This is a genomic window from Corynebacterium spheniscorum, assembly GCF_900113445.1.
Taxonomy (GTDB): Bacteria; Actinomycetota; Actinomycetes; order Mycobacteriales; family Mycobacteriaceae; genus Corynebacterium; species Corynebacterium spheniscorum.
Window position 1 is genome coordinate 58,250 of the sequence record NZ_FOPJ01000011.1, and the last position, 20,001, is coordinate 78,250.

Annotated in this window: 23 protein-coding genes and 1 tRNA gene; 7 read left to right on the forward strand and 17 right to left on the reverse strand. The window is 58.4% G+C overall.

All coding sequences use genetic code 11. From position 1 onward, the window contains the following. Positions 1 to 11 precede the first annotated feature (11 nt). The 7 genes from BMZ01_RS08495 to ssd all read right to left on the reverse strand — a co-directional run bounded on the left by BMZ01_RS08495 (position 12) and on the right by ssd (position 4,862). Positions 12 to 341, reverse strand: a complete 330-nt coding sequence (locus BMZ01_RS08495) for an Rv3654c family TadE-like protein (RefSeq protein ID WP_092286428.1) — start codon at positions 339 to 341, stop codon at positions 12 to 14. Beyond that, a complete protein-coding gene (locus tag BMZ01_RS08500; RefSeq protein ID WP_092286430.1) occupies positions 338 to 670 on the reverse strand; it encodes a hypothetical protein in 333 nt (110 codons plus the stop codon). The genes BMZ01_RS08495 and BMZ01_RS08500 overlap by 4 nt, the downstream gene beginning before the upstream one ends. Further along, on the reverse strand, positions 657 to 875 hold the full coding sequence (locus BMZ01_RS11475; protein ID WP_092286481.1) for a DUF4244 domain-containing protein: 219 nt from the start codon (positions 873 to 875) through the stop codon (positions 657 to 659). Before BMZ01_RS11475 ends, BMZ01_RS08500 begins: the two co-directional genes overlap by 14 nt. Before the next feature lie 237 nt (positions 876 to 1,112). Continuing rightward, entirely contained in the window at positions 1,113 to 1,724 is a 612-nt protein-coding gene (locus BMZ01_RS08510; protein WP_092286432.1) for a type II secretion system F family protein, read from the reverse strand. After that, positions 1,721 to 2,554 (reverse strand): type II secretion system F family protein, encoded by an 834-nt coding sequence (locus tag BMZ01_RS08515; protein WP_092286434.1) that lies wholly within the window; start codon positions 2,552 to 2,554, stop codon positions 1,721 to 1,723. The genes BMZ01_RS08510 and BMZ01_RS08515 overlap by 4 nt, the downstream gene beginning before the upstream one ends. Further along, a complete protein-coding gene (locus tag BMZ01_RS08520) occupies positions 2,551 to 3,702 on the reverse strand; it encodes a TadA family conjugal transfer-associated ATPase (RefSeq protein WP_092286483.1) in 1,152 nt (383 codons plus the stop codon). Before BMZ01_RS08520 ends, BMZ01_RS08515 begins: the two co-directional genes overlap by 4 nt. Positions 3,703 to 3,707: 5 nt before the next feature. Continuing rightward, a complete protein-coding gene (gene ssd, locus BMZ01_RS08525; RefSeq protein WP_177180126.1) occupies positions 3,708 to 4,862 on the reverse strand; it encodes a septum site-determining protein Ssd in 1,155 nt (384 codons plus the stop codon). A 525-nt stretch (positions 4,863 to 5,387) separates the two neighbouring features. On the opposite strand from ssd, the gene BMZ01_RS08530 reads away from it, so the two are divergent. After that, the gene (locus tag BMZ01_RS08530; protein ID WP_395890821.1) at positions 5,388 to 6,254 is read left to right on the forward strand and encodes an HAD family hydrolase; all 867 of its coding nucleotides are present in this window, start codon (positions 5,388 to 5,390) and stop codon (positions 6,252 to 6,254) included. Here the strand turns inward: BMZ01_RS08530 and BMZ01_RS08535 are convergent. Then, on the reverse strand, positions 6,251 to 6,925 hold the full coding sequence (locus BMZ01_RS08535; RefSeq protein WP_092286440.1) for a hypothetical protein: 675 nt from the start codon (positions 6,923 to 6,925) through the stop codon (positions 6,251 to 6,253). The two genes, BMZ01_RS08530 and BMZ01_RS08535, sit on opposite strands and share 4 nt — an antisense overlap. 139 nt (positions 6,926 to 7,064) lie before the next feature. Here BMZ01_RS08535 and BMZ01_RS08540 point away from each other — a divergent pair, with 139 nt between their 5' ends. Next, positions 7,065 to 7,574 (forward strand): phage holin family protein, encoded by a 510-nt coding sequence (locus tag BMZ01_RS08540; protein WP_092286442.1) that lies wholly within the window; start codon positions 7,065 to 7,067, stop codon positions 7,572 to 7,574. Positions 7,575 to 7,661: 87 nt separating this feature from the next. Further along, entirely contained in the window at positions 7,662 to 8,492 is an 831-nt protein-coding gene (locus tag BMZ01_RS08545; RefSeq protein ID WP_177180127.1) for an alpha/beta fold hydrolase, read from the forward strand. On the opposite strand, the gene BMZ01_RS08550 is transcribed toward BMZ01_RS08545, so the two are convergent. From BMZ01_RS08550 to nth, 4 genes are all read right to left on the reverse strand, one after another. After that, entirely contained in the window at positions 8,485 to 9,678 is a 1,194-nt protein-coding gene (locus BMZ01_RS08550; RefSeq protein ID WP_092286446.1) for a MarP family serine protease, read from the reverse strand. The two genes, BMZ01_RS08545 and BMZ01_RS08550, sit on opposite strands and share 8 nt — an antisense overlap. Positions 9,679 to 9,772: 94 nt before the next feature. Further along, a complete protein-coding gene (locus BMZ01_RS08555) occupies positions 9,773 to 10,513 on the reverse strand; it encodes an NUDIX hydrolase (protein ID WP_395890823.1) in 741 nt (246 codons plus the stop codon). A gap of 5 nt (positions 10,514 to 10,518) precedes the next feature. After that, on the reverse strand, positions 10,519 to 11,091 hold the full coding sequence (locus BMZ01_RS08560) for a TlpA family protein disulfide reductase (protein WP_177180128.1): 573 nt from the start codon (positions 11,089 to 11,091) through the stop codon (positions 10,519 to 10,521). Between the two features lie 14 nt (positions 11,092 to 11,105). Next, complete coding sequence (nth, locus tag BMZ01_RS08565; RefSeq protein WP_092286451.1) at positions 11,106 to 11,858, reverse strand: endonuclease III; 753 nt, start codon at positions 11,856 to 11,858, stop codon at positions 11,106 to 11,108. A gap of 405 nt (positions 11,859 to 12,263) precedes the next feature. Here nth and glxR point away from each other — a divergent pair, with 405 nt between their 5' ends. Then, positions 12,264 to 12,947, forward strand: coding sequence for a CRP-like cAMP-activated global transcriptional regulator GlxR (gene glxR / locus BMZ01_RS08570; RefSeq protein ID WP_092286453.1), 684 nt, complete (start codon positions 12,264 to 12,266; stop codon positions 12,945 to 12,947). 64 nt (positions 12,948 to 13,011) lie between these two features. Here the strand turns inward: glxR and BMZ01_RS08575 are convergent, their stop codons facing one another. From BMZ01_RS08575 to BMZ01_RS08590, 4 genes are read right to left on the reverse strand one after another with little or no spacing between them, the layout of a single operon-like run. Next, a complete protein-coding gene (locus tag BMZ01_RS08575) occupies positions 13,012 to 13,830 on the reverse strand; it encodes an MBL fold metallo-hydrolase (protein WP_092286455.1) in 819 nt (272 codons plus the stop codon). Between the two features lie 10 nt (positions 13,831 to 13,840). Then, positions 13,841 to 14,326: a RidA family protein gene (locus BMZ01_RS08580; RefSeq protein WP_092286457.1), complete on the reverse strand. Its 486-nt coding sequence runs from the start codon at positions 14,324 to 14,326 to the stop codon at positions 13,841 to 13,843. 2 nt (positions 14,327 to 14,328) lie between these two features. Next, complete coding sequence (gene sp36 / locus BMZ01_RS08585; RefSeq protein ID WP_092286459.1) at positions 14,329 to 14,484, reverse strand: Sp36 family protein; 156 nt, start codon at positions 14,482 to 14,484, stop codon at positions 14,329 to 14,331. A 46-nt stretch (positions 14,485 to 14,530) separates the two neighbouring features. Next, the gene (locus tag BMZ01_RS08590) at positions 14,531 to 14,869 is read right to left on the reverse strand and encodes a WhiB family transcriptional regulator (RefSeq protein WP_092286461.1); all 339 of its coding nucleotides are present in this window, start codon (positions 14,867 to 14,869) and stop codon (positions 14,531 to 14,533) included. A 180-nt stretch (positions 14,870 to 15,049) separates the two neighbouring features. Between BMZ01_RS08590 and BMZ01_RS08595 the strand changes: the two genes are divergently transcribed. The 3 genes from BMZ01_RS08595 to BMZ01_RS08605 all read left to right on the forward strand — a co-directional run bounded on the left by BMZ01_RS08595 (position 15,050) and on the right by BMZ01_RS08605 (position 18,527). After that, positions 15,050 to 17,446 carry a transglycosylase domain-containing protein gene (locus BMZ01_RS08595; protein ID WP_092286463.1) on the forward strand — a complete coding sequence of 799 codons (2,397 nt, stop codon included), beginning with the start codon at positions 15,050 to 15,052 and terminating at the stop codon, positions 17,444 to 17,446. Positions 17,447 to 17,479: 33 nt separating this feature from the next. After that, complete coding sequence (locus BMZ01_RS08600; RefSeq protein WP_092286465.1) at positions 17,480 to 18,397, forward strand: metallophosphoesterase; 918 nt, start codon at positions 17,480 to 17,482, stop codon at positions 18,395 to 18,397. 53 nt (positions 18,398 to 18,450) lie between these two features. Beyond that, positions 18,451 to 18,527 (forward strand) — tRNA-Pro (locus tag BMZ01_RS08605). A gap of 98 nt (positions 18,528 to 18,625) precedes the next feature. Here BMZ01_RS08605 and BMZ01_RS08610 read toward each other — a convergent pair. Continuing rightward, the gene (locus BMZ01_RS08610) at positions 18,626 to 19,849 is read right to left on the reverse strand and encodes an ISL3 family transposase (protein WP_092286467.1); all 1,224 of its coding nucleotides are present in this window, start codon (positions 19,847 to 19,849) and stop codon (positions 18,626 to 18,628) included. Positions 19,850 to 20,001: the final 152 nt, after the last annotated feature.

A 20,001-nucleotide genomic window follows, 5' to 3' on the forward strand; every position in this document is an offset into this window, starting at 1 on the left:
CCGTACACGCGCTATAAGGGCCCAGCCCGCGCCTGCCCCAGCGCTGCCCCCTTGGTGGGCGAGCTAAAACCTACGCGGCTTTCCACCTGCACATCTGCTCCGTCTACTAGGCAGTGCCGCATCTTCGCGCCATTAAGTTCTGCCACGGTGCTGGCCACCGCGCAGGCATCTTCGCCTCGGCTGTGTGCCCACGCCCCAGCTACTGCCGCTAGTTCAGCGGCTACGTGCGCGCGGTGCTGCGCCACCACCATCGCACCTGCTGCACCTAAAAGTGCAGCTAAAAACACCAGCGCGGCGATTATCGCGGCGGCCGGCAAGGTCGCATAACCTTTTTCATTCACTTGCTTTCCCCTTGATATTCCAGGGGGAATACTGCGATGGCGCGCTGCCAACCCAGCGGTGCGGGCACCCTCGCTTCTACTTTCACCAATCCCCCTTCACGGCCTACGCTTACCTGCCCACGCGGGGGCTGATATTCCACCCCAATAGCGTGCGCGCGGGCAGCGGCGCCAGCCATATCCACGGCCGCCACATGGGCAGCCACGGTGGCTAGGGCCGCAATGATCAGCGCGGCCACCACAACCAGGGCGCTGAGGGAGAACGCCGCCTCAATCGTGACGGATCCTTCCTCCCCCAACCCCCGCCGCTGATCCGGTTTATCCGGGCACATTCGACAGCGCATCCATAATGATCGATTGGATTGCATCCACCACGCCACGGCCCTTGACCACGGTATAAAGCACCGCCGCCAGCGCCGCTGCCGCCAAGCTACCCATGGCGTACTCAATCGTGCTCATCCCCGACTCATCCTTTAACACCTGGCTCAACACAGTCTCGCGATGCGCCCGCGGCGGTTTCGCTGAAAACACCTCCATCATCCGCCGCGCATACACGGTGGTATCGATCCGACTTTGTGGGCTGCGATGCCTAAATGGTGTGCCATACACATAGGTGCTGCGCAGCCCCTGGATGCTCGGGGTGGTGGGCTTTCCTCGAGATCCGCTGCCTTCGGCGGCAATAATCGCCGCGGATTGTTCTTGGCCTTCGCTATGCCACTGCTTCATGGTTTTTACCTTTCGTGAAAATTCTTTTTGGGATAGTTCTTGGTGTTCCTAGTGCTGCAGCATCTGGCTGCCCAGCGAGATCACCACGGGCGCTAACCCGAGCACTAAAAACGCTGGTAGGAAGCACAAGGTCAAAGGCAAGGCGATCAACACCCCGGCTTTTTCTGCCTTCGTGGTGGCCTCTTCTTTAGCCTCTGCTCTTAATTGCCGCGCCAGTCGCAGGCAATTCTCAATCACTGCGCTGCCGCTTTGTTCCGCGGTGGTAGCCAATGCCGCTAATTCCTTCAGTTCATGGGTTTTCCGCATGATCTCCCAGGCGCGCTGCGCCGGCACCCCCAGTGCTAAGAGATTGGCTACTTGTTGCCAATACCCAGCACTCTGCGGGGCACTCACGCTCGCGACCGCGGCACTAGCTAGCGCGGGGTTAAGCCCAGCAGCCGAACACGCAGCAAATAGCTCCAGGTCCGCTGCCGCTGCTAATGCGCCTAGTTCCGCGAGCTGTTCCGGGTGGTTTCGGCGCAAGCGCTTCAGCGCTACTCGCAGTGGTCTTTGTGGTCCATCCCGGGCCCGAATAGTGCTGCTAGGTAGCCGCTCAGCGCTGCTTGCCAGTGGCGCCCCGAGTAAAAAGGCCGCACCAAGAAGAAGAAAGAGCAGATTCATCTCGGCTCCTTCCCCGCAGCGGGAACATGTAGGTTTTGGGCTTTGCTGATGATGTGTTGGCACCACAACCAACCGCTGGCGCTAAGCCCCACCCCGATCACCAACATCAACCCACCGACCCCACCACCGCTAAGAAAACCCCAGGGGTCAGCCCCCATGCCTTTGCCCAGCATCATCCCGGCAAAAGGCAAGGCACTTAAGATCGTGGCGGAAGCTTTGGGACCACTTAGGCTCGCCGCGGTGGCCTTATAGTGCCGCAACTGCGCATCTAATCGGCAGCGGGCATGATCCATCAGTGGCGCTAAGGGCAACCCATGATGTTCCGCCAACCCCCAGATTTTCCCCAGGTAGATCAACTCCGGCAGCGATGATTGCGCCAGCGTGGCAGCCGGGCTACCGCCGGCGCTGTGAACACGCTGATAAGCACTGTGCACCACCCGCCGCATTTCTGCCGGCATGCTTGTCGCCGTACCTGACGCCGCGGTTTCTAAGGCGCGGGCAGGTGGCACCCCAGCTTCGATTTGGGAATGAAGTTGGCTTAGCAACTCCGCTAAAGCTTCCGTACTGGCCAGGTGGTGGCGTTTCTTGGTTGCTTCACGATACGAGCGCCACACCACCACGGTGATCATCAGGCCCACCATCAGCACACTCCAGCGCACATAATTCAGGCCAATCAGTAGCAGCACTGCCGCCAACCCCAGCCCCATACTGGTGCTGCCTAAGCGCCGCGTGCTGGGGGTACTGCTTAAAGCTTTGAGTCTTTTACTGGGGCGAGCTTGCGTACCCCATAAAAGTGGGGCGAGGAAGAAATAGAGGGACGTGGGCATCATGCTAAACACCGCACTTGGCTATGTAGTTCTGCTTGGAAGTCATAAAACCCGGGGTATTCGCCCTGCTCGCTATCCCAGAGCAGCTCCACCTCCACGGGGTTGCCGTGCAATAACCCAATTTCGTGGACCTGCCTTTTCCCATCCGCACCGCGGCGCACATGGATTAATACATCTACTGCGGCTCCTAATTGGGAGTGCAGTGCTGTGCGATCCAAACCTCCTAGGGCCGCTAAGGCTTCCATGCGGGCCGGTACTTCCTTTAAGGAATTGGCGTGCACCGTTCCAGCCCCGCCTTCATGCCCGGTATTAAGTGCTGCGAGTAGGTCCACCACCTCAGCGCCGCGGATCTCGCCTACCACAATGCGATCTGGGCGCATCCGCAAAGCTTGGCGCAATAAATCACTCATGCTGATCGCACCGCGGTTATCCACATTGGCGTGCCGTGCACTGAGGTTGATCACATGCGGGTGCGGGGGATGCAATTCGGTGGTGTCCTCTATGCAGATAATTCTTTCCTGTTCCGGCACCTCCGCTAAAAGTGCTGCCAATAAGGTGGTTTTTCCGCTGCCGGTGCCACCAATAATCAAAAAGGCGCGTCGGGCCGCCACAATGTCTTGGAGGAAACGTGCAATCTGCGCGCTCATGGTGCCGCCTTGGATCAAAGACACCAGGCTTAAATGAGATTGGCGAAGTACTCGCAGACTTAGGCAGGTTCCTTGTTCCGCTGGGGGACTGAGCACCGCATGGATGCGCAATTGGGAACCATCGGGGCGTAGCAGGCGACCATCCGCATAGGGTTGGGCATCATCTAAACGCCCACCGGAAGCTAACGCCAAGCGCGTGGCTAGTTGGCGTAATTCGGCGGGGCTGCTGAAATATAGGCTGCTTCTTTCCAAGCCTTGGCCGCGATCAAACCACACTTGGTTTGGGCCATTCACCAGCACATCTGTGACCCCTTCGGTGGCCACAATGGGTTCTAATAACCCCACCCCCGTGGAGTCATGGCGAAGCCTTCGCAGCACCGCTAGGACATCAACATCGCTAATCACCCCGGCTTCTTCTCTTACCACCGCGGCTAGCTGGGTGGGGCTAAAAATTTCTGGGTGCTCGGCGATGCGTTGTTGTACCGCCTCAATAATATGGTCCATGCTCATCACGCTGCTTCCCGAGCCCGCGGCGGCAATTGGTGTAGCACCGCGCGGCTTGCGTGGAGCAAGGGGCGCGGTAATACCTGCGGCAGCCCTTGTAATTCCGTGGTTTTCGGTAGCCGGTGAATATGGCTGATCTCTACTAAGACTTCTTCTTGGAGGATGTCTTCTACTTCTTTAACCCCCAACCCTGACCAACTGCGATGCCGCAGCACGATCAGCGGGCTTATCCCAGCGCTTTTAAGTTCCGCGCTACGCCCAGCAGCAGCGGCTACTGCCCGAATTTCAGCAGGAACCACCAACACCACCAGATCTGCTTCTTCGCTGATTAATTGCGCCAGATTATTTTCTGGCTGCCCGAAGATGGTGGGGCAATCCAACACCCCCAGCACAGAGGTGGCTGCCTCGTGGATGCTGTGGATCACGCGCCTGATGGTGGGAACCGCATCTGTGAGGCTCCCGGCGCCGGCCACGCTGCTGCGCGCTTGGGATAACACCCCAATCTGGTCATAGCTGGTGTGCGGGATGGCTTGGTCTAGGGCCTCATAATCAATGTGGCCTTCCCCCAGGCTTAAATCTGGCCAGCGGATACCTGGGGTGTTTTCTAAACCTAAGAGAAGATCCAGGCCACCAGAGGATTCCACTAAATCCAGCAGGCCAATGCACTGATACTGCCCTTCCGCGGCAGCGGTACGGGCCAGCGCCGCGCTTAAGGTACTTACCCCACTGCCCCCTACTGCCCCGCTAATGGCAATGCAGCGATTCTGGTGAGCTGATCGCCCCTGGCCGTGGGGCATGCGATGTTTGCCTAAAGCCGCTAATAATTCCGGGGCTTGGGAGGGCACCAGGAAGGCTTCCTCAGCATGGCAGCGCAGCGCACTGCGATAATCAATCGGCCCAGGTTCGGCGGTGACGTGGAAGATTCTTTCCCGGCTAGGAATAGCTATCTCATTGTGCTGCGCATATTCATGAAGATCATGAGCGCAGGCAGTATCAATAATCAGCGCTTCGGCCCGCGGTAGTAGCCGCAGGATCTCGGCTGGGTCCGTACTATCACAAAGTTCGCAGCCGGTGGCCGCCGCAATATGGCTGACCTCCGGGTGAATCACCGGGTCACTAATGGCAATTAAGAGCAGGGGCAGATAGTGCGTGGCTTTCATAGCCTGCATCTTCCGCAGAGCAGCTCATAGTTGTCGAGGGCCCTTCACGTACAGCTGTGGATAACCCAGGTGGCTATGCGCGTCCTGGGGATAAATACCTCAATCTTCAGCAGCGCATCCCAAGAGATAGTGCTGGGCGGAAAAGGAGGTAGAAATTAAAAGACGACCCGCGCCTCGGGGGGGGGTGCGCGCGGGCCGTCGTAACCCGGCCTCGGGGGGGACGACCGGGGCGGGCCGCACAGTATATCGGGGCCCTGCAGTGGAAAGTATCGCATATCGAATGAAGGGTTGCAACATTATCCCCTAAAAACTGCGTTGAGCTGCGGTGATGCAATATCGAATGGGCACCTAAAAGCGGGGGGTTGGTCGACTTCAAACCCCACGTTTTAGAGCAGCTTTTCGCGCAGGTTTTCAGGCTCTTAGGAGGGATTGGACACAATGCTTCCAGCAAAGCGGGTTAGACTGAGCTGCGTGAAGGCGAAGCAGTACCCAAACTCGAGCCCCGCTGGTGCATCCTCCGGTGACGTGTCCTGCGCTGATGCATCGGGGAACTCGAGCGCTGCCCCCTTCGCTGCTAACGCCACGGGAGCGAAGGTCGCAGCCTTCTTTGATCTGGATAAAACCATCATCGCCACCTCCTCAGCCCACGCCTATGGGCGAGAATTTTTTGCCAATGGGCTCATCAGCCACGGCACCGCACTGCAATTATCTTTAGCCAAAGCCAGCTTCATGTTCGGCGGGCATTCCGATGAACAAATGGCAGCCACCCGCCAACGGCTCACCGCCATGATCCGCGGATGGGATGTGCACAAGGTCCGCCAAATCACCCGCGATGCCCTGCACAATGTATTAACCCCCACCATCTATGCCGAAGCCCGCGAGCTCATCGAGTCCCATAAAGAAGCCGGCCACGATGTGATTATTGTGAGCGCTTCGGCAGAAGAACTCGTCCAACCCATTGCCGCGGAGCTGGGGGTGGATCATATTGTCGCCACCCGCTTAGAGGTCGCCGATGGGCACTACACCGGCGATATCCTTTTCTTCTGTACCGGCGGATCAAAAGCCGAAGCGGTCCGCGAACTAGCGCTTAAGCGCTCCTATGATCTGGGCTCTAGTTTCGCCTACTCCGATTCGGTGACCGATGAACCCATGTTGTCCCAAGTCGGGCACCCGGTGTGCGTGAACCCAGATCGCGGCTTAAAGAAAATCGCCTTAGAACGCGGCTGGCAGGTGCGTTCCTTCAAAGACCCCGTGCCGCTGTTCACTGCCCCTTCGGTGCGTGACCTTGGCATCGGCACCGGGGTGGTAGCCGCTATTACGGCCTTAAGCTTCGGCGGCTGGTGGTTAATGAAGCGCACCCGCCAAACCCCAGGTAACACCACAGTCGGCTAAGCGCCAGCTGCCTCCGCAGCAATACTTTCGGCCTCCGCAGCCCCCGCAATCCAGGCTTCCAAAAGAAACTCCACTGCCGCTGCCGGCCCATCCTCCCAGGCCCCCATCACCTCAGCGTAGCGGCGGGCATGCCGGTGTAGATACACCTCCGGCACCGCCAATCCTCGCGGATCAAACCCACTAGCCACCGCCGCCAGCCGCGCCGCCACGCGCGCCACCTGCCCAGAACGCGGCCCAAAAATTTTTCTCCCCAGCACTTCCCCATGCACGATCTGCGGATAAAGCACCTGCCCCTCCACATCACCTGCCAGTCGCGCCAACCCGTGGATCCGCTCGGGATGCCGGGCTTTCCCCTCCCCACCACAGAGCACATCCAGCTGCGCGCATACCTGCGCTGGGGCGCGCAAAAAATTTCTCGCCACGCCCTGTAATTTCTCCTCGGTTAATAAGGAATAGCTGGTGGTATGCCTCGACGCGTCATCGCCTTCCAGCAGCGCAGAAAGCTTCGCCCCGCGCAGCGCCGAAGCGGCGGTGGTCACCTCATGGCGCCTGAGGTTTATGGGGCGTCGATGCACCGCACGCAGCGCTTCTTTGGCTTCTGCTTCGCGGGCTGCGATCTCTCTTTGGGCCCGCAAAAATTCCCAGAGTGCTAATTGTTGAGGCGAGGCCATGCGCCCTAGCTTAAACTTTTTCTCCCACGCCGCTGTCAACAATTCAGGGGGTGTGGGGTGTGTGTTCTAGGAAGAACCGCTACACTCGGGGAATAGGTTTTAGGGATATATCGTCACATTTGCAGGAGGAAAAGCACACGTGAACAACCAGAATGGACTCTTCACTGATGGAACCGAAGATTTTAGTCCTCGGGTTAATGCGATTCCGCTCAGCGATGTTGACGCTAGCTCCCCTGGTCAGGACTCTTTAGGCACCCTGATCAGCAACGCCACCTCCCAGATGTCTTCCCTCTTCCGCTCCGAGCTGGAATTAGCGAAGACCGAGCTCACCCAAGAAGCCAAGAAGGGTGCAGTCGGCGGTGGCCTCTTCGGTGTCGCCGGCACCATCGCGCTTTATAGCTCCTTCTTCTTCTTTTTCTTCCTCGCTGAGCTACTCAGCAAGTGGCTAGAGCGCTGGGCCGCCTTCCTCATCGTCTTCTTAATCATGGTTGTCCTGGCCGCCCTCATCGGTCTCTTCGGCTACCGCAAGGTCAAGAAGATGGGCAAGCCAAAGGAAACCATCAAGTCGGTTAATGAGCTCAAGACCTTGGTGCCCGGCAAGGCCACCAAGCAGCTGGAAGCTAAAGACCGCGGGATGTTCACCAGCTAGCTTTTCCGCACCTTCTCTAACGCGTCGTTTCCTACCAGGTACGGCGCGTTTATGTGCTATCAGCACCCTTTTCCTGGAGTACCGCCCGTGGATTGTTTATCCCCCTCCGTCCTCTTGATCGACGGCCCCTACGAGCATGTGTATCGGCATAGCCGGGGTATCCGCTTACACACCGCCGAACTCGGGCCCAACACTAGCGGCGCGCCCAGCGCACCCCCTGCTACCAGCACCGCAGCTACTCACCCGCAGCACTCGATCTCGGAGAAAGCTCACATTCAAGCCCCACTGGTCTTATGTCTGCACAGCGCCTATGGCGGGTGGTTTGAGTTTAAGGATCTCCTGCAGCCGCTCGCGGACGCCGGTTTTTGGGCGGTGGCGATGGATCTGCGCGGCTATGGGCTTTCGGATAAACCGCCGGTGAGCTTTGGTTATGATGTGCGCGGGATCGCCGGGGATATCGCTGGGATGATTCATGCGCTGGGGCGAAGCGAGGCGATTATTTTAGGTAGCGATACCGGGGCGATCGCGGGGCGCGCGGTGGCGGCGGGGTATCCCAGCAGGGTGGCGGGGTTAATTGCGCTGGACGAGCCCGTGTGCGGCGGCACGCAGGCACGGCTGCGGTCTTTGGGGGCGAGCCTCAACATCACGTCTTTGGTGAAGAAGCGCGAGGAGCTTTTGCAATCCTTGGGGCTCTTGGAGGAGCTGGAGTGGGAGCGTACCGCCGCGCAGGTGTGTTCCACCGCTGCTGCACGGGTGAAGATGCACCGCCTGGTGAGTGCCTCTTTGCCGGCGAAGTGGCGGGAGGTGGAATGCCCAGCACCCATGGTGCGGGATCACCAGTTGGGTGTGGGGCCCTTGGCGCATCTGAGCCAACCGCAGGAGTTGGCGCGCCGCGTGCGTAAGTGGTGGTTTACTTAGCCACGCAGCTTTGGGTATCCACCGCGTTGTGCAACAAGGTCACATCACCCACCTGCCCTAGGACCTCCGCGGCGGTCAGGGCGTAGCCCGTATCGGAATCATCCAGGCTGGCACCAAATACCACTCCAATGACTTCCCCTTGGGCATTAACCATCGGCCCGCCGGAGTTGCCCTGGCGGATGTTGCCGCGGGCGGTGTAGGCCTCGCGTTCTACCCGGCCAGCAGCATAAATATCGGGCCCGGCGATGCGCAGCCGCCCACTCACGCGCGCGGGGGCGGCCTCAAAGGGGCCAGAATGCGGGAACCCCATCACGATGGCATCTTGGCCGGCTTGGGCTTCTTCTTGGGCCCAGGGCAGCACCGGCAGCCCCAGATCGGGGCTATGGAGTACTGCAATATCCACATTGGGGTTGTAGTACACCACCTCGGCCTGCTTCATCCCGGCGGTGGTGTCTAGGCGCACATCATCAGTGCCGGCCACCACGTGGGCATTAGTGATCACATAATCCGGGGCGCTCACAAACCCCGAACCCAGCAGCCGGCGGCGGCAACTATGCGCATCACCGAGCACATGGATCACCGAAGGACGCAGGCGCTCCACCAGCTCATGGTCTTCCACCTCAATGCGCGGGGCTTCCACTTCTGCCACCAAGCTGTCCTGGAAGGGGCTCACCAAGGGTGGTAGGCCAGATTCAGAGATCATGGCGGAAATTTTTGCGGGCAGCTGCGCAAGCATCACCGGGGCGTGGCGATCCACTCCCCTTAAAATCCGGGATTCGCGGATCCCTTCACCAATCTGCCCACCAACCCCGGCTGCTAGCGGAATACTCACCAACCACAGCACCACCAGTGCGGTGCCTACTTGGAAAAGCGACCCCACCAGGGAATCAAGGAAACGCGATAAGCCCCAGGGCATGCGTTCGCGCAAAGCGGAGCCCAGGTAGCCGCCCACCAGGTTGCCGATCCCAATGAGCAGCACCACGGTGCCTAAGGCCAGTAGGAAACGCAGCGCGAAATTATCGGTCAGCGTCATCACAATCGGCGCGACCCCAGCCCCCACAATCAACCCAGCAAGCACCCCCACCGTGGAGAGCACGGAGGCAAAAGCCCCGAGCCGCCATCCGCCGATCAAAGAGATCAACAAAATGACGAGGATAATCCCGTCAACGATCGGCGATGCAGTCATAAGGTGTGGGTTCGGCCTTTCTGGGGGCTGGCAGAGTCAGTGTGCCTTGAGGATAGTGCAGACCCATGGTGTGCACCTAGAACCTTGGGGAGGATCACCACAGGCGTGTTGCCTCATTATTACGCGAGTTCTCCACCGCCTCCGCCAAACTATGGGTGGTGTTTTTATCCCAGGGTTCCTCCCACCCAGCGCTTTCAATAATCGCCGATAACAACCCACCGGTGAACCCCCACACCAAATAACCATTGATGCGAAAAGCCGGGCCGCGCCAAAACTCCTTACCCACCATCAGGCGATTCTCTGGGTTGATTAACTCCTGTACCGGCACCGCCAACACCTCATCTAATTCATCCGGGCTAGCCACCCGCACATCCCCGCGGATATGCCAATGCCCCAACACCGGCCAAATCGGAAAACCTGAGGTCATAATATGTAATTCCGGCAAGGTCGCCAGCGGGCTGACATGGTGGCGATCCAACCCCGTTTCCTCCCAGGCTTCCCGCAGCGCGGTATCCACCACGTTTTTATCCTCCGCATCAATCCGCCCACCGGGGAAAGCAATCTGCCCAGAATGACTCCGCAGCCGCGGGTTACGGTGTGTGAGCAACACCTCCGCATCCGCAGGTAACTCCGCGGTGGTTTCCGCCCCTGAAAAGAGCATCAGCACCGCCGCACCCTTAATCCTGCTATCAGGTACTCGTGGTTTACGACGATTAATTTCCGGCACCGCCGCATTGGTATGCCCCGCGGCCACGGCATCCACCAAACCACGCATCCACGCGGGTGCGCGCTGCGGTAAGAGCTCAATATTTTCCCCGCTACCGGGTTCCGGCATGCTCATCACAAGGCCTTCGCAATCGCTTCTTCAAGTTCCGCTACCGAATGGAAGGGCTGCGGATACACCGCCTGCACCTGACCATCCTTAAGCACCACCGTTACCGGCAAAACCGGCGGAATTCCATGCTTGATCGCAAAAGTATTCTCCGCATCCTGGTAACTCGGCAGCTCCACCCCCAACTGATTCAATAACTCAATTGCCTGCCCCGCCTCGGGGTTAGCATGAACCCCCGCCACGTCGTACTCCGGATGTCGCTGCGCAAACTCCGCAATAATCGGCAATTCCTCGCGGCAGGGCGCACACCACGCCGCCCAAATATTCAGCACCGCCACCGGCTTCGCCTCCGCGGTTTTCTCCGCCCCCAAACACGGCAGATCCGGCACCGCGGCGCTGCACTGCGGGCGGGTACCGAGAGCATTATCCGAGATCGGTGTTCCCGAGGTACTCACTGGGCTACTGCTGCTCACGGGGTCCGCTGGGCGCTCCTTATTCAAAGTAGTGAGCATAGTAAAAGCTCCGGCCGCCACCACGATGGTGGCAATAATTACCGCAGCCACCGACTTCCATGGATTCATCGCACTGCGCCCCTTCATCGGATTCCGGCTAGGTGGAGCAACCTCTCGCGCTCCCCTGGGTGCATTTCTTTAATTAAACCCTCAGCCAGCGGTGCTTCGCGCGGCCCCACCAACCCAAAACTCGGGCACTGCTTCGCCAAAAAACACGCCCCACATGCGGCTTTCCTCGCATGACACACCCTGCGCCCATGGAAAATAACGCGGTGCGAAAACATCGTCCACTCGCGTTTTTCCACCTGCTGCGCGATCTCCTCTTCCACTTTCACCGGGTCTTTTTCCTCTGTCAGCCCCCAGCGCCGCACCAGGCGTCCAAAGTGCGTATCCACCGTCAACCCCGGTATCCCAAAGGCATTCCCGCGAACCACATGCGCGGTTTTCCGCCCCACCCCCGGCAAACTGACCAGCTCTTCAAGGCCACGCGGAACCTCACCGCCGAAGCGTTCCTTAATCTCCTTGGCGAGCCCAATGATATTGCTTGCTTTAGCGCGATAAAACCCCGTCGGGCGAATGATCTCTTCCACTATCGGCAGCGGCGCATCCACTAATTCCATCGCGCTGGGGAATAAACTAAAAAGCTGCGGGGTCACCTGATTCACCCGAATATCCGTGCATTGCGCGGAAAGAACGGTAGCCACCAGCAGCTCAAAAGCGTTGCGGTGATCTAATTCGCAGTGCGCGTGCGGGTAGCCTTCCGCCAACAAGCGATTGATCTTCCGGGCGCGACGCGTACGAGCCAACGGTGACGCAGGTATAGCAGCTGTGGACATGCAGACCACCTTAACCCGCCCGCCCGCATCGGCGCGCACTAGACTGCGACGCTATGAGCATAATTTTGGTGGTTCTCGTTCCCAGTGTTTTAGCCATCTTCGCTATGCAAATGGAGCGTTTAGAAAAGCGCGTACTCCACTCGGATGAGAACTAAAATATTTAGCTTACACATAGCTTTATTCCCCAAAAGGGGGGCAAAGAGCAGACAGTTAGCTAGAGCACAATAGTCTGCAATGCGAAACACTACTTATTCGCGGTAGAGTGGTGACGACCACACCCATTTCGGGGCCAAGGGGCACAGACTAATAAAGCTTGAGCCCAATGCGCGAGAGTGCAGCAATTGCGCCTATCAGTACTGTGGACTCGCTTTTAGCCCCTCGTCAGAACGTATCAAGGAGAATAACGTGGAAGGTGTACAGGAGATTCTGTCCCGCGCCGGGATTTTTCAAGGAGTCGACCCCGTCGCCGTCTCCAACCTCATCGACGATCTGGAAACGGTGCGTTTCCCCCGCGGAACCACCATTTTCGAAGAAGGCGATCCGGGTGACCGCCTCTACATCATTACCTCCGGCAAGGTGAAGCTGGCCCGTCACGCGCCCGACGGCCGCGAAAACCTCCTGACCATCATGGGTCCCTCCGATATGTTCGGTGAGCTCTCCATCTTCGACCCGGGCCCGCGTACCTCCTCTGCTGTGTGCGTCACCGAGGTGCACGCCGCCACCATGAACTCCGAGATGCTGCGCACCTGGGTTGCTAACCACCCGGAGATCTCCCAGCAGCTGCTGCGCGTGCTGGCTCGCCGCCTGCGCCGCACCAACGCCTCCCTGGCGGACCTCATCTTCACCGATGTGCCCGGCCGTGTGGCAAAGACCCTGCTGCACCTGGCTAATCGCTTCGGCAGCCAAGAAGGTGGCGCACTGCGCGTCAACCATGACCTCACCCAAGAGGAAATCGCTCAGCTAGTTGGTGCTTCCCGCGAAACCGTCAACAAGGCTCTGGCGACCTTCGCGCACCGCGGTTGGATCCGCCTGGAAGGCAAGTCCGTGCTCATTGTTGATACCGAGCACCTGGCCCGCCGCGCCCGCTAATTAATCTTTAAAACAATGGAGGCCCTCCCGCACTGATGCGCAGGAGGGCCTCCATTTCTTAGAGCTACTCGCCTTGGTCTTCTAGGTAACGCAAGGCCACGCGGGTGGATTGCTCTGCGGCGCCGCGCAGCACCGGATCCACATCATCATAAATCTCATCGATGAGGTCCTTCAGCGCAATATCGCGGCCACACCGCTTCCACACCTCCCGGATCTGATCCAGGCGCTGTTGCCGGCGATCTAAGTACTTGCGGGCAAACACCGAAATATCCGGGGCATCCGGGCCATGCCCAGGCAGCAGCGGGATTCCCTGGCCGCGTTCTTCGAGCAGGCGCAGAGTATCAAGATATTTGCCCAGATCCCCATCAGTTTCAGAGATCATGGTGGTGTGGCGACCAGCGATGGTATCGCCGGTAATAATGCCCTCCAAGGTGGAGGAGCCCACTTCCCCACTCCACACAAAGAAGCACACACTATCGGCAGTATGCCCCGGGGTGCAGACCACCTCGATCTGTGGGGTGACACCCTCAACGCTGATGATTTCCCCGCATTGCAGGGGCTCAGCATTACCCACGCAGTGCGCTGGGTCGAGGGCACGCACGGGGGCGCCGGTGAGTTGGCGGAAGCGGTAGGCACCATCACCGTGGTCGTGGTGGCGGTGAGTTAAGAGGGTTAATGCCACCTCGGAAGCATTCGAGTTCAATACATTGAGGTGGCCTTCATCTTCAGGTCCGGGATCAACGACGATGCTGCGATCATCTTCCGGGGCTCGGATAACCCAGGAGTTGGTTCCTTCAAGACTGGCATAACCGGGGTTTGGGCACAGGACGACGCCAGCGGAGGGCGTGACCTGGCGCAACTGGCTATATGCGGGATGCTCCATGGGTCCGAGTCTAGCGTTCTACCGTGGGTGTGGCCGTATTCTGGGCTACCTCGACAATGATCTCCACCTCGACGGGGGCACCCATCGGCAATTCTGCGACCCCCACAGCCGAGCGCGCATGCTGACCAGCGTCCCCAAAAATCTCCCCCAATACCTCGGAGGCACCGTTGATCACCGCTGGTTGTTGATGGAAGCCAGGGGCGGAGGCAACAAAGCCCACCACCTTCAGCACGCGGGTGACATTATCAATCCCCACCACGGAATCCACCGCGGCTAAGGCATTCAATACTGCAGTACGCGCATAGGCCGCGCCATCTTCTACCGAAATATCTTCTCCCAGGCGGCCAGTGGCCGGCAGGACGCCATTAATGAAGGGCAATTGCCCGGAGGTCCACACTTGGTTACCCACCTGCGTTGCCGGCACATAGGCCGCAACAGGGGCAGCTACCCCGGGAAGCTCAATGCCTAGTTCCTTCAGTTTTTCAGAGGTACGCACTTTTAGTCCTTCGGGCGCTTTAGGAAGGCAACCAGGTTTTCCGGGTTCGGCCCGGGGATGACGGAAACTAATTCCCAACCGTCTTCACCCCAGGTATCAAGGATTTGTTTGGTGGCGTGAGTCAACAGCGGGACGCTGGCATATTCCCATTTAGTCATGAACCCAACCCTAGTGAAAATGTTTTAGGCGCTGCACCTAAGGTGCTTAATCCTCGCACCCGTACTTACTGAGGAACTCCGACCAATTTGTAACTTCCGGGTGCCGGCGCAGTAGGGCGCGGCGTTGACGTTCTGTCATGCCACCCCACACCCCGAACTCAACCTTATTGTCTAAGGCATCCGCCCCGCATTGCACAATCACTGGGCAGCCCTCGCAGATCAGCGCTGCTTTACGTTGTTCCGCCCCGGTAACAAAGAGCGCGTCTGGGTCCTGACCGCGGCAAAGCGCATAGCGGATCCATTCCCCACGTTCAGTTAATTCACTGAAGTCAGCGGGCTCTGGGAGCTGCTGGGTGGAGCTGGGGGCTGGCAAAAAGGTTGTCATCGCTGGGACTCCTTCAGGGCACGGGGTGGGGTCCTGGGGGCGTTGTCGGAGAAGCTCGGCATCAGAGACTAGCTCAAGCTGTAACCACCCTCACCATACTTCCTGCTTATAGCGCACGTCACATCATGGGGGGATCCTATTCTTCGCAGTAACCCCCGTTATGTGCGTAGTCTTAGGGTCGTGTCAGCCTTGAAATCTTTGGGAAGCCTGCTCGCAGCCACCGTTGCCGCTGGAGTCATGGGTGCCCTTGCGCTTGCCCCCGCCGCCGGAATCACCGGAGCGGCGATCGCGCGTACCGATGCCGCGATGCAAACCAACCTTGCCGACATGACTGATGGCACCGCCCCCGGCGTAACCACGATCACCGATGTCGATGGCAACCCCATGGCCTGGCTCTACTCCCAGCGCCGCTATGAGGTCAATGGTGACCAAATCTCCCAAACCGTCAAAGACGCACTCGTTTCGGTAGAAGACCGCCGCTTCTATGAGCACGAAGGCGTGGACCTCCAAGGCACCGCCCGCGCCTTGATTACCAACCTGGCTGCCGGTGGGGTGGCTGAAGGTGCATCGACCATCAACCAGCAATATGTGAAGAACCACTTGCTGCTCGTTGATGCCAAAACTGAAGAGGAACAGGCCCGCGCCATCGAACAATCCATTCCCCGCAAACTCCGGGAAATGCGGATGGCCTCGGAGCTGGACAAGATTTTAACCAAAGATGAGATCTTGACCCGCTACCTCAATATCGTGCCCTTCGGCAACGGTGCCTATGGCATTGAGGCTGCCTCCCAAACCTATTTCGGCATTCCCGCCGCGGAATTAAATGTTCCCCAAGGCGCAATGTTGGCGGGCATTGTGCAATCCTCCAGCTACCTGGATCCCTATAACAACCCCGATGGTGTGCTGGAAAGGCGCAATACGGTGCTCCAAACCATGGTCAGCACTGGGCGCCTCACCCAGGAAGACGCTGACCGTTACGCCGCCGAACCACTCGGGGTCCTCGAAGAACCCCGTACGCTTCCCAATGGCTGTATCGCGGCCGGTGACCGCGGCTTCTTCTGCGATTATGCGCTGACCTATTTGCAGGCCAAGGGCATTAGCCTCGATGACCTCAAACATGGCGCCTACACCATTCGCACCACCTTGGACCCCGCCGTTCAGGATGCCGCTCGCGATGCTCTCGCCGACCAGGTCGACCCCATGACACAGGGTGTGGCCGGCGTGATGAATGTGCTGCGCCCAGGGGCTGATACCCGCGATATTCTCGCCATGGCCAGCTCCCGCCACTATGGCCTGAATCTCGAAAACGGCGAAACAGTGCTACCCCAACCCAGCTCCATGGTGGGCTATGGTGCCGGCTCCATCTTCAAGGTCTTTACCGCCGCAGCCGCTTTAGAAGATGGCATCGGCTTGGACACCGTCTTGGATGTCCCCACCCGCTATGAGGCTCAAGGCCTTGGTGAAGGCGGTGCCAAGAATTGCCCACCAAAAACTTATTGCGTGGAGAACTCCGGCCAATACCGCCCCCAAATGTCCTTGCGTGATGCCCTCGCACACTCCCCCAACACTCCTTTCGTGAAACTGATTGAAGATGTTGGGGTACCGAAGGTCGTCGATATTTCCGTTCGCCTGGGCCTGCGCAGCCTCGCAGTGGATAAGAGCTACAACGAGGAATACTCCATCGCGGATTATTTCAAGGCCGCTAACCTCGGCTCCTACACCCTGGGCCCGATCTCCGTGAATCCCCTGGAGCTAGCCAATGTGGGCGCCACCCTTGCTAGTGGTGGCCGTTGGTGCGAACCTAACCCTATTGCCAGCATCACTGACCGCAATGGCCAAGAGCTCTACTTGGAGCGGCCAGCTTGTGAAAACGCGCTCGACCCCGAGGTAGCTGACGCACTCGCGGATGGCCTCAGCGAAGACGCCATTAAGGGCACCGCCGCTAATGCTGCGAGTGCTTTCGGCTGGAGTGCTCCGCTAGCCGCTAAGACCGGTACCACCGAGAACCACCAATCCGCTGGTTTCTTGGGCTTTAATAGCGGGATCGCCGCTGCCCCTTACATTTACAACGACGGCACCAGCACCGCCCCGCTGTGCACCAGCCCGGCGCGCCAATGCCAAGAAGGCTCCATGTATGGCGGCACCGAACCGGCACGCATCTTCTTCGAAGCTGCCAATCGCATTCCGGCAGCCACCCAAGGTGATATCCCCGAAGCCAGTGCGAAGCTGGAAAAGGGTAAGACCCAGGAGTTCATTGAGCAGCTCCGCGGCCTCATGGAAGCTGATGCCCGCAAGAAGGCTGAAGGTGCTGGCTATAAGGTGACCACCCAGATTGTGCGTGGCAATGGTCGCCCGCGTGGCCAAGTAGTTGATGCCCGTAATGCCGATGGCTCTGCCTTCATCAAGGAAGGCGACACCATTAGTTTGCAGATCTCCGATGGTTCCCCAGCCCCGGTGGTTCGCCCGCAACCGGAGGAGCGCGAGGACCTGGAAAACCGATTCGAGATCCCTGGATTCACCCAAGAAGACATTGAGCGCTTCAACGAGCAGCTCCGCGACGCCCTAGGCCGCCCATAAGCCCACGGGCACCCCACGGGTAGGCTCGGTAAAGTGAACCTTCTTCGACGCATCCTTGTCAGCTGTGGTTTAACTGGCGCTGGTGCCGCCCTTGCCGGCGGCGCCCTCGCCTGGCATGGCAATCGGGAACTCACCCGATTCGAACTCCACGACTACACCTTGCCCATCCTCGCGCCGGGGACTTTAAAGGGGAAACAAGAGTTCCGCATCCTGCATATCGCGGATCTACATATGATTCCCGGACAGGAAAAGAAGAAGGCGTGGGTGAGCGGACTGGATGCTTTGCAGCCAGATTTGGTGGTTAATACCGGGGATAATCTTTCTGACCTGCAAGGAGTACCGGAGGTTATCCAGGCGTTGGGTGATCTCCTGAACCGCCCCGGAGTGTTCGTCTTTGGTTCCAATGATTATTGGGCACCGAGTAAACCCAACCCCTTCAATTACCTAATTGGGAAGAAAAATAAGCCTTCACCAGTGGAATTACCCTGGCGGGATATGCGCACCATTTTCTTTGAACGCGGCTGGCATGATGCCACCCACCAGCGCTGCGAATTCAAGGTTGGGGATGTGAAGCTAGCGATCGCTGGGGTGGATGATCCGCACCATAACCTCGATAATTATAAAACCATCGCTGGCCCACCGAACCCGGATGCGGATCTATCCATTGCGTTGACGCACGCCCCGGAACCACGGGTGCTGGCTGCTTTTGCGGCTGATGGCTACACCTTGGCGCTGGCTGGGCACACCCACGGTGGGCAACTGTGCTTGCCAGGCGAGCATGCGATTGTCACCAACTGTGGCATTGATCGGCGACGGGCACGCGGCCTCAGCGACTTCGGTGGCATGATTTTGCACGTCAGCAATGGTTTGGGGACTTCGCGTTATGTTCCCTTCCGGCTATTTTGCCGACCCAGTGCAGCCATTCTGCGCATCACCGAAAAGGGTAGTTAAGCTGTCGTTTTGCTAGGTACCTAAGATGTGGACTAGAGTTATCGCGGTACCCACGGGATATGGCGCAGCTTGGTAGCGCGCCTCGTTCGGGACGAGGAGGTCGCAGGTTCAAATCCTGTTATCCCGACCAAGCATGAACAGGCCACACTGAATTTTTTCGGTGTGGCCTGTTTTCGCATGTCAGGGCCACTGTGGGTTAAAGGGCTCTTCGGATTGTAGCGGGGTGTGTTAGGGGAAGATGTTGTGTAGGAGCCGCCAGTTGGGTTTGCCGGCGTACAGCAATGCTCGGATGCGGTAGTTGTGGAAGTTGGTGAATCCGAATCCAATGCGTTTGATCCGTTTGATGAGGTTATTCATTGATTCGGTAATGCTGTTGGATAGGTAGCTGGTGTGGTACGCCAAGATGGGCTGTTTCCACCTTGTTAGCGTTTTCCCTAGCCGTTGAAGTTCTGTCGGCATGCTGGGTTTTTTGCAGGTATCGATCAGTTCATCCAGCATTGTTTTAGCCTGCTCGGGGTCTTGTTGCCGGTAGAACTCACGTAGGCGTTCTTTTACCCGATAGGCCAGGGATACTTCCGCATTCGGATCCCCAAGTTTCAGCATCGCAGCTAAACGTTGTGCGGTGGTGTCTTTTAAGCGTTCTTCTCCGCGGGTAAGGGTGCGACGGATTGTGTATAGCGGATCGTTTTTCCTTCCCCGGTGGCCGGTTTGTTCTTGTTGGACTCGCCTTCGCACGGTATCTAGCACCCGGTTAGCAAGGGTGATGACGTGAAAATGGTCAGCTACCTGGGTTGCTTCAGGAAGGACCACGGTAAATACGGCTCGGTAGGCCGGGCTCATGTCCAAGGTGCCGTAGCGGATGTGGTGTTTCCACTTTATTGGTTGGGCATGTAAATAGCCGGCTACCTCGGTGAATTTCCTGCTCGGCACGATATCGATGATCTGGTGGTTTTCCACATCGCAGACGGTGGTGACGTAGTGGGTTTTATGGTTATCGGTGCGCACGAATTTTGTTTCATCCAACCCGATGGCATTAGTGCGGCTGAGCCTTTTGTGATCGGTTTCTAGTAGGGCTTGGCCGTATACGGTGACGGTGTCGTTGACGGTATGCCAATCACATCCCAGTTCAGTGGCTACTTCGCTTACGGTGCGGCCACAGCCGACTTGTTTGGTTGCCCATTTCGCTGCCCGGGTTGTTAGCTTCGCATTAACCGATGCGATTCTTTTGTCCTGGTTAGTCCAAGTGGTTACCTGGCAGTCAGGGTTCGGGCAGTACAACCGGTGTTTACGCCACAGCAATGACATGGGCCGGCCGAATACCGGTAGGTCGATATAACGCACCTTCGGGCGGTCTTTGATATACGCACGATCCCCGCACTGCTCACACCGAGGATCATCAAGGGCCTGCTCAATTTCGATTGCCTGAGATGGACCGGTGCGGTGGTAGGCCAAGACGTTGATGTCTTTTAAAACTAACCAAATACCGAAGAATCGCGGTAGGCTCGCAGGTGGTGAAGGTTGTTTTTTGTTTATTGCTCACACTCTAAGCATGAACCACCTTCACCCCTTTTTATGCATGACACCCCGCCAGAATCCGAAGAGCC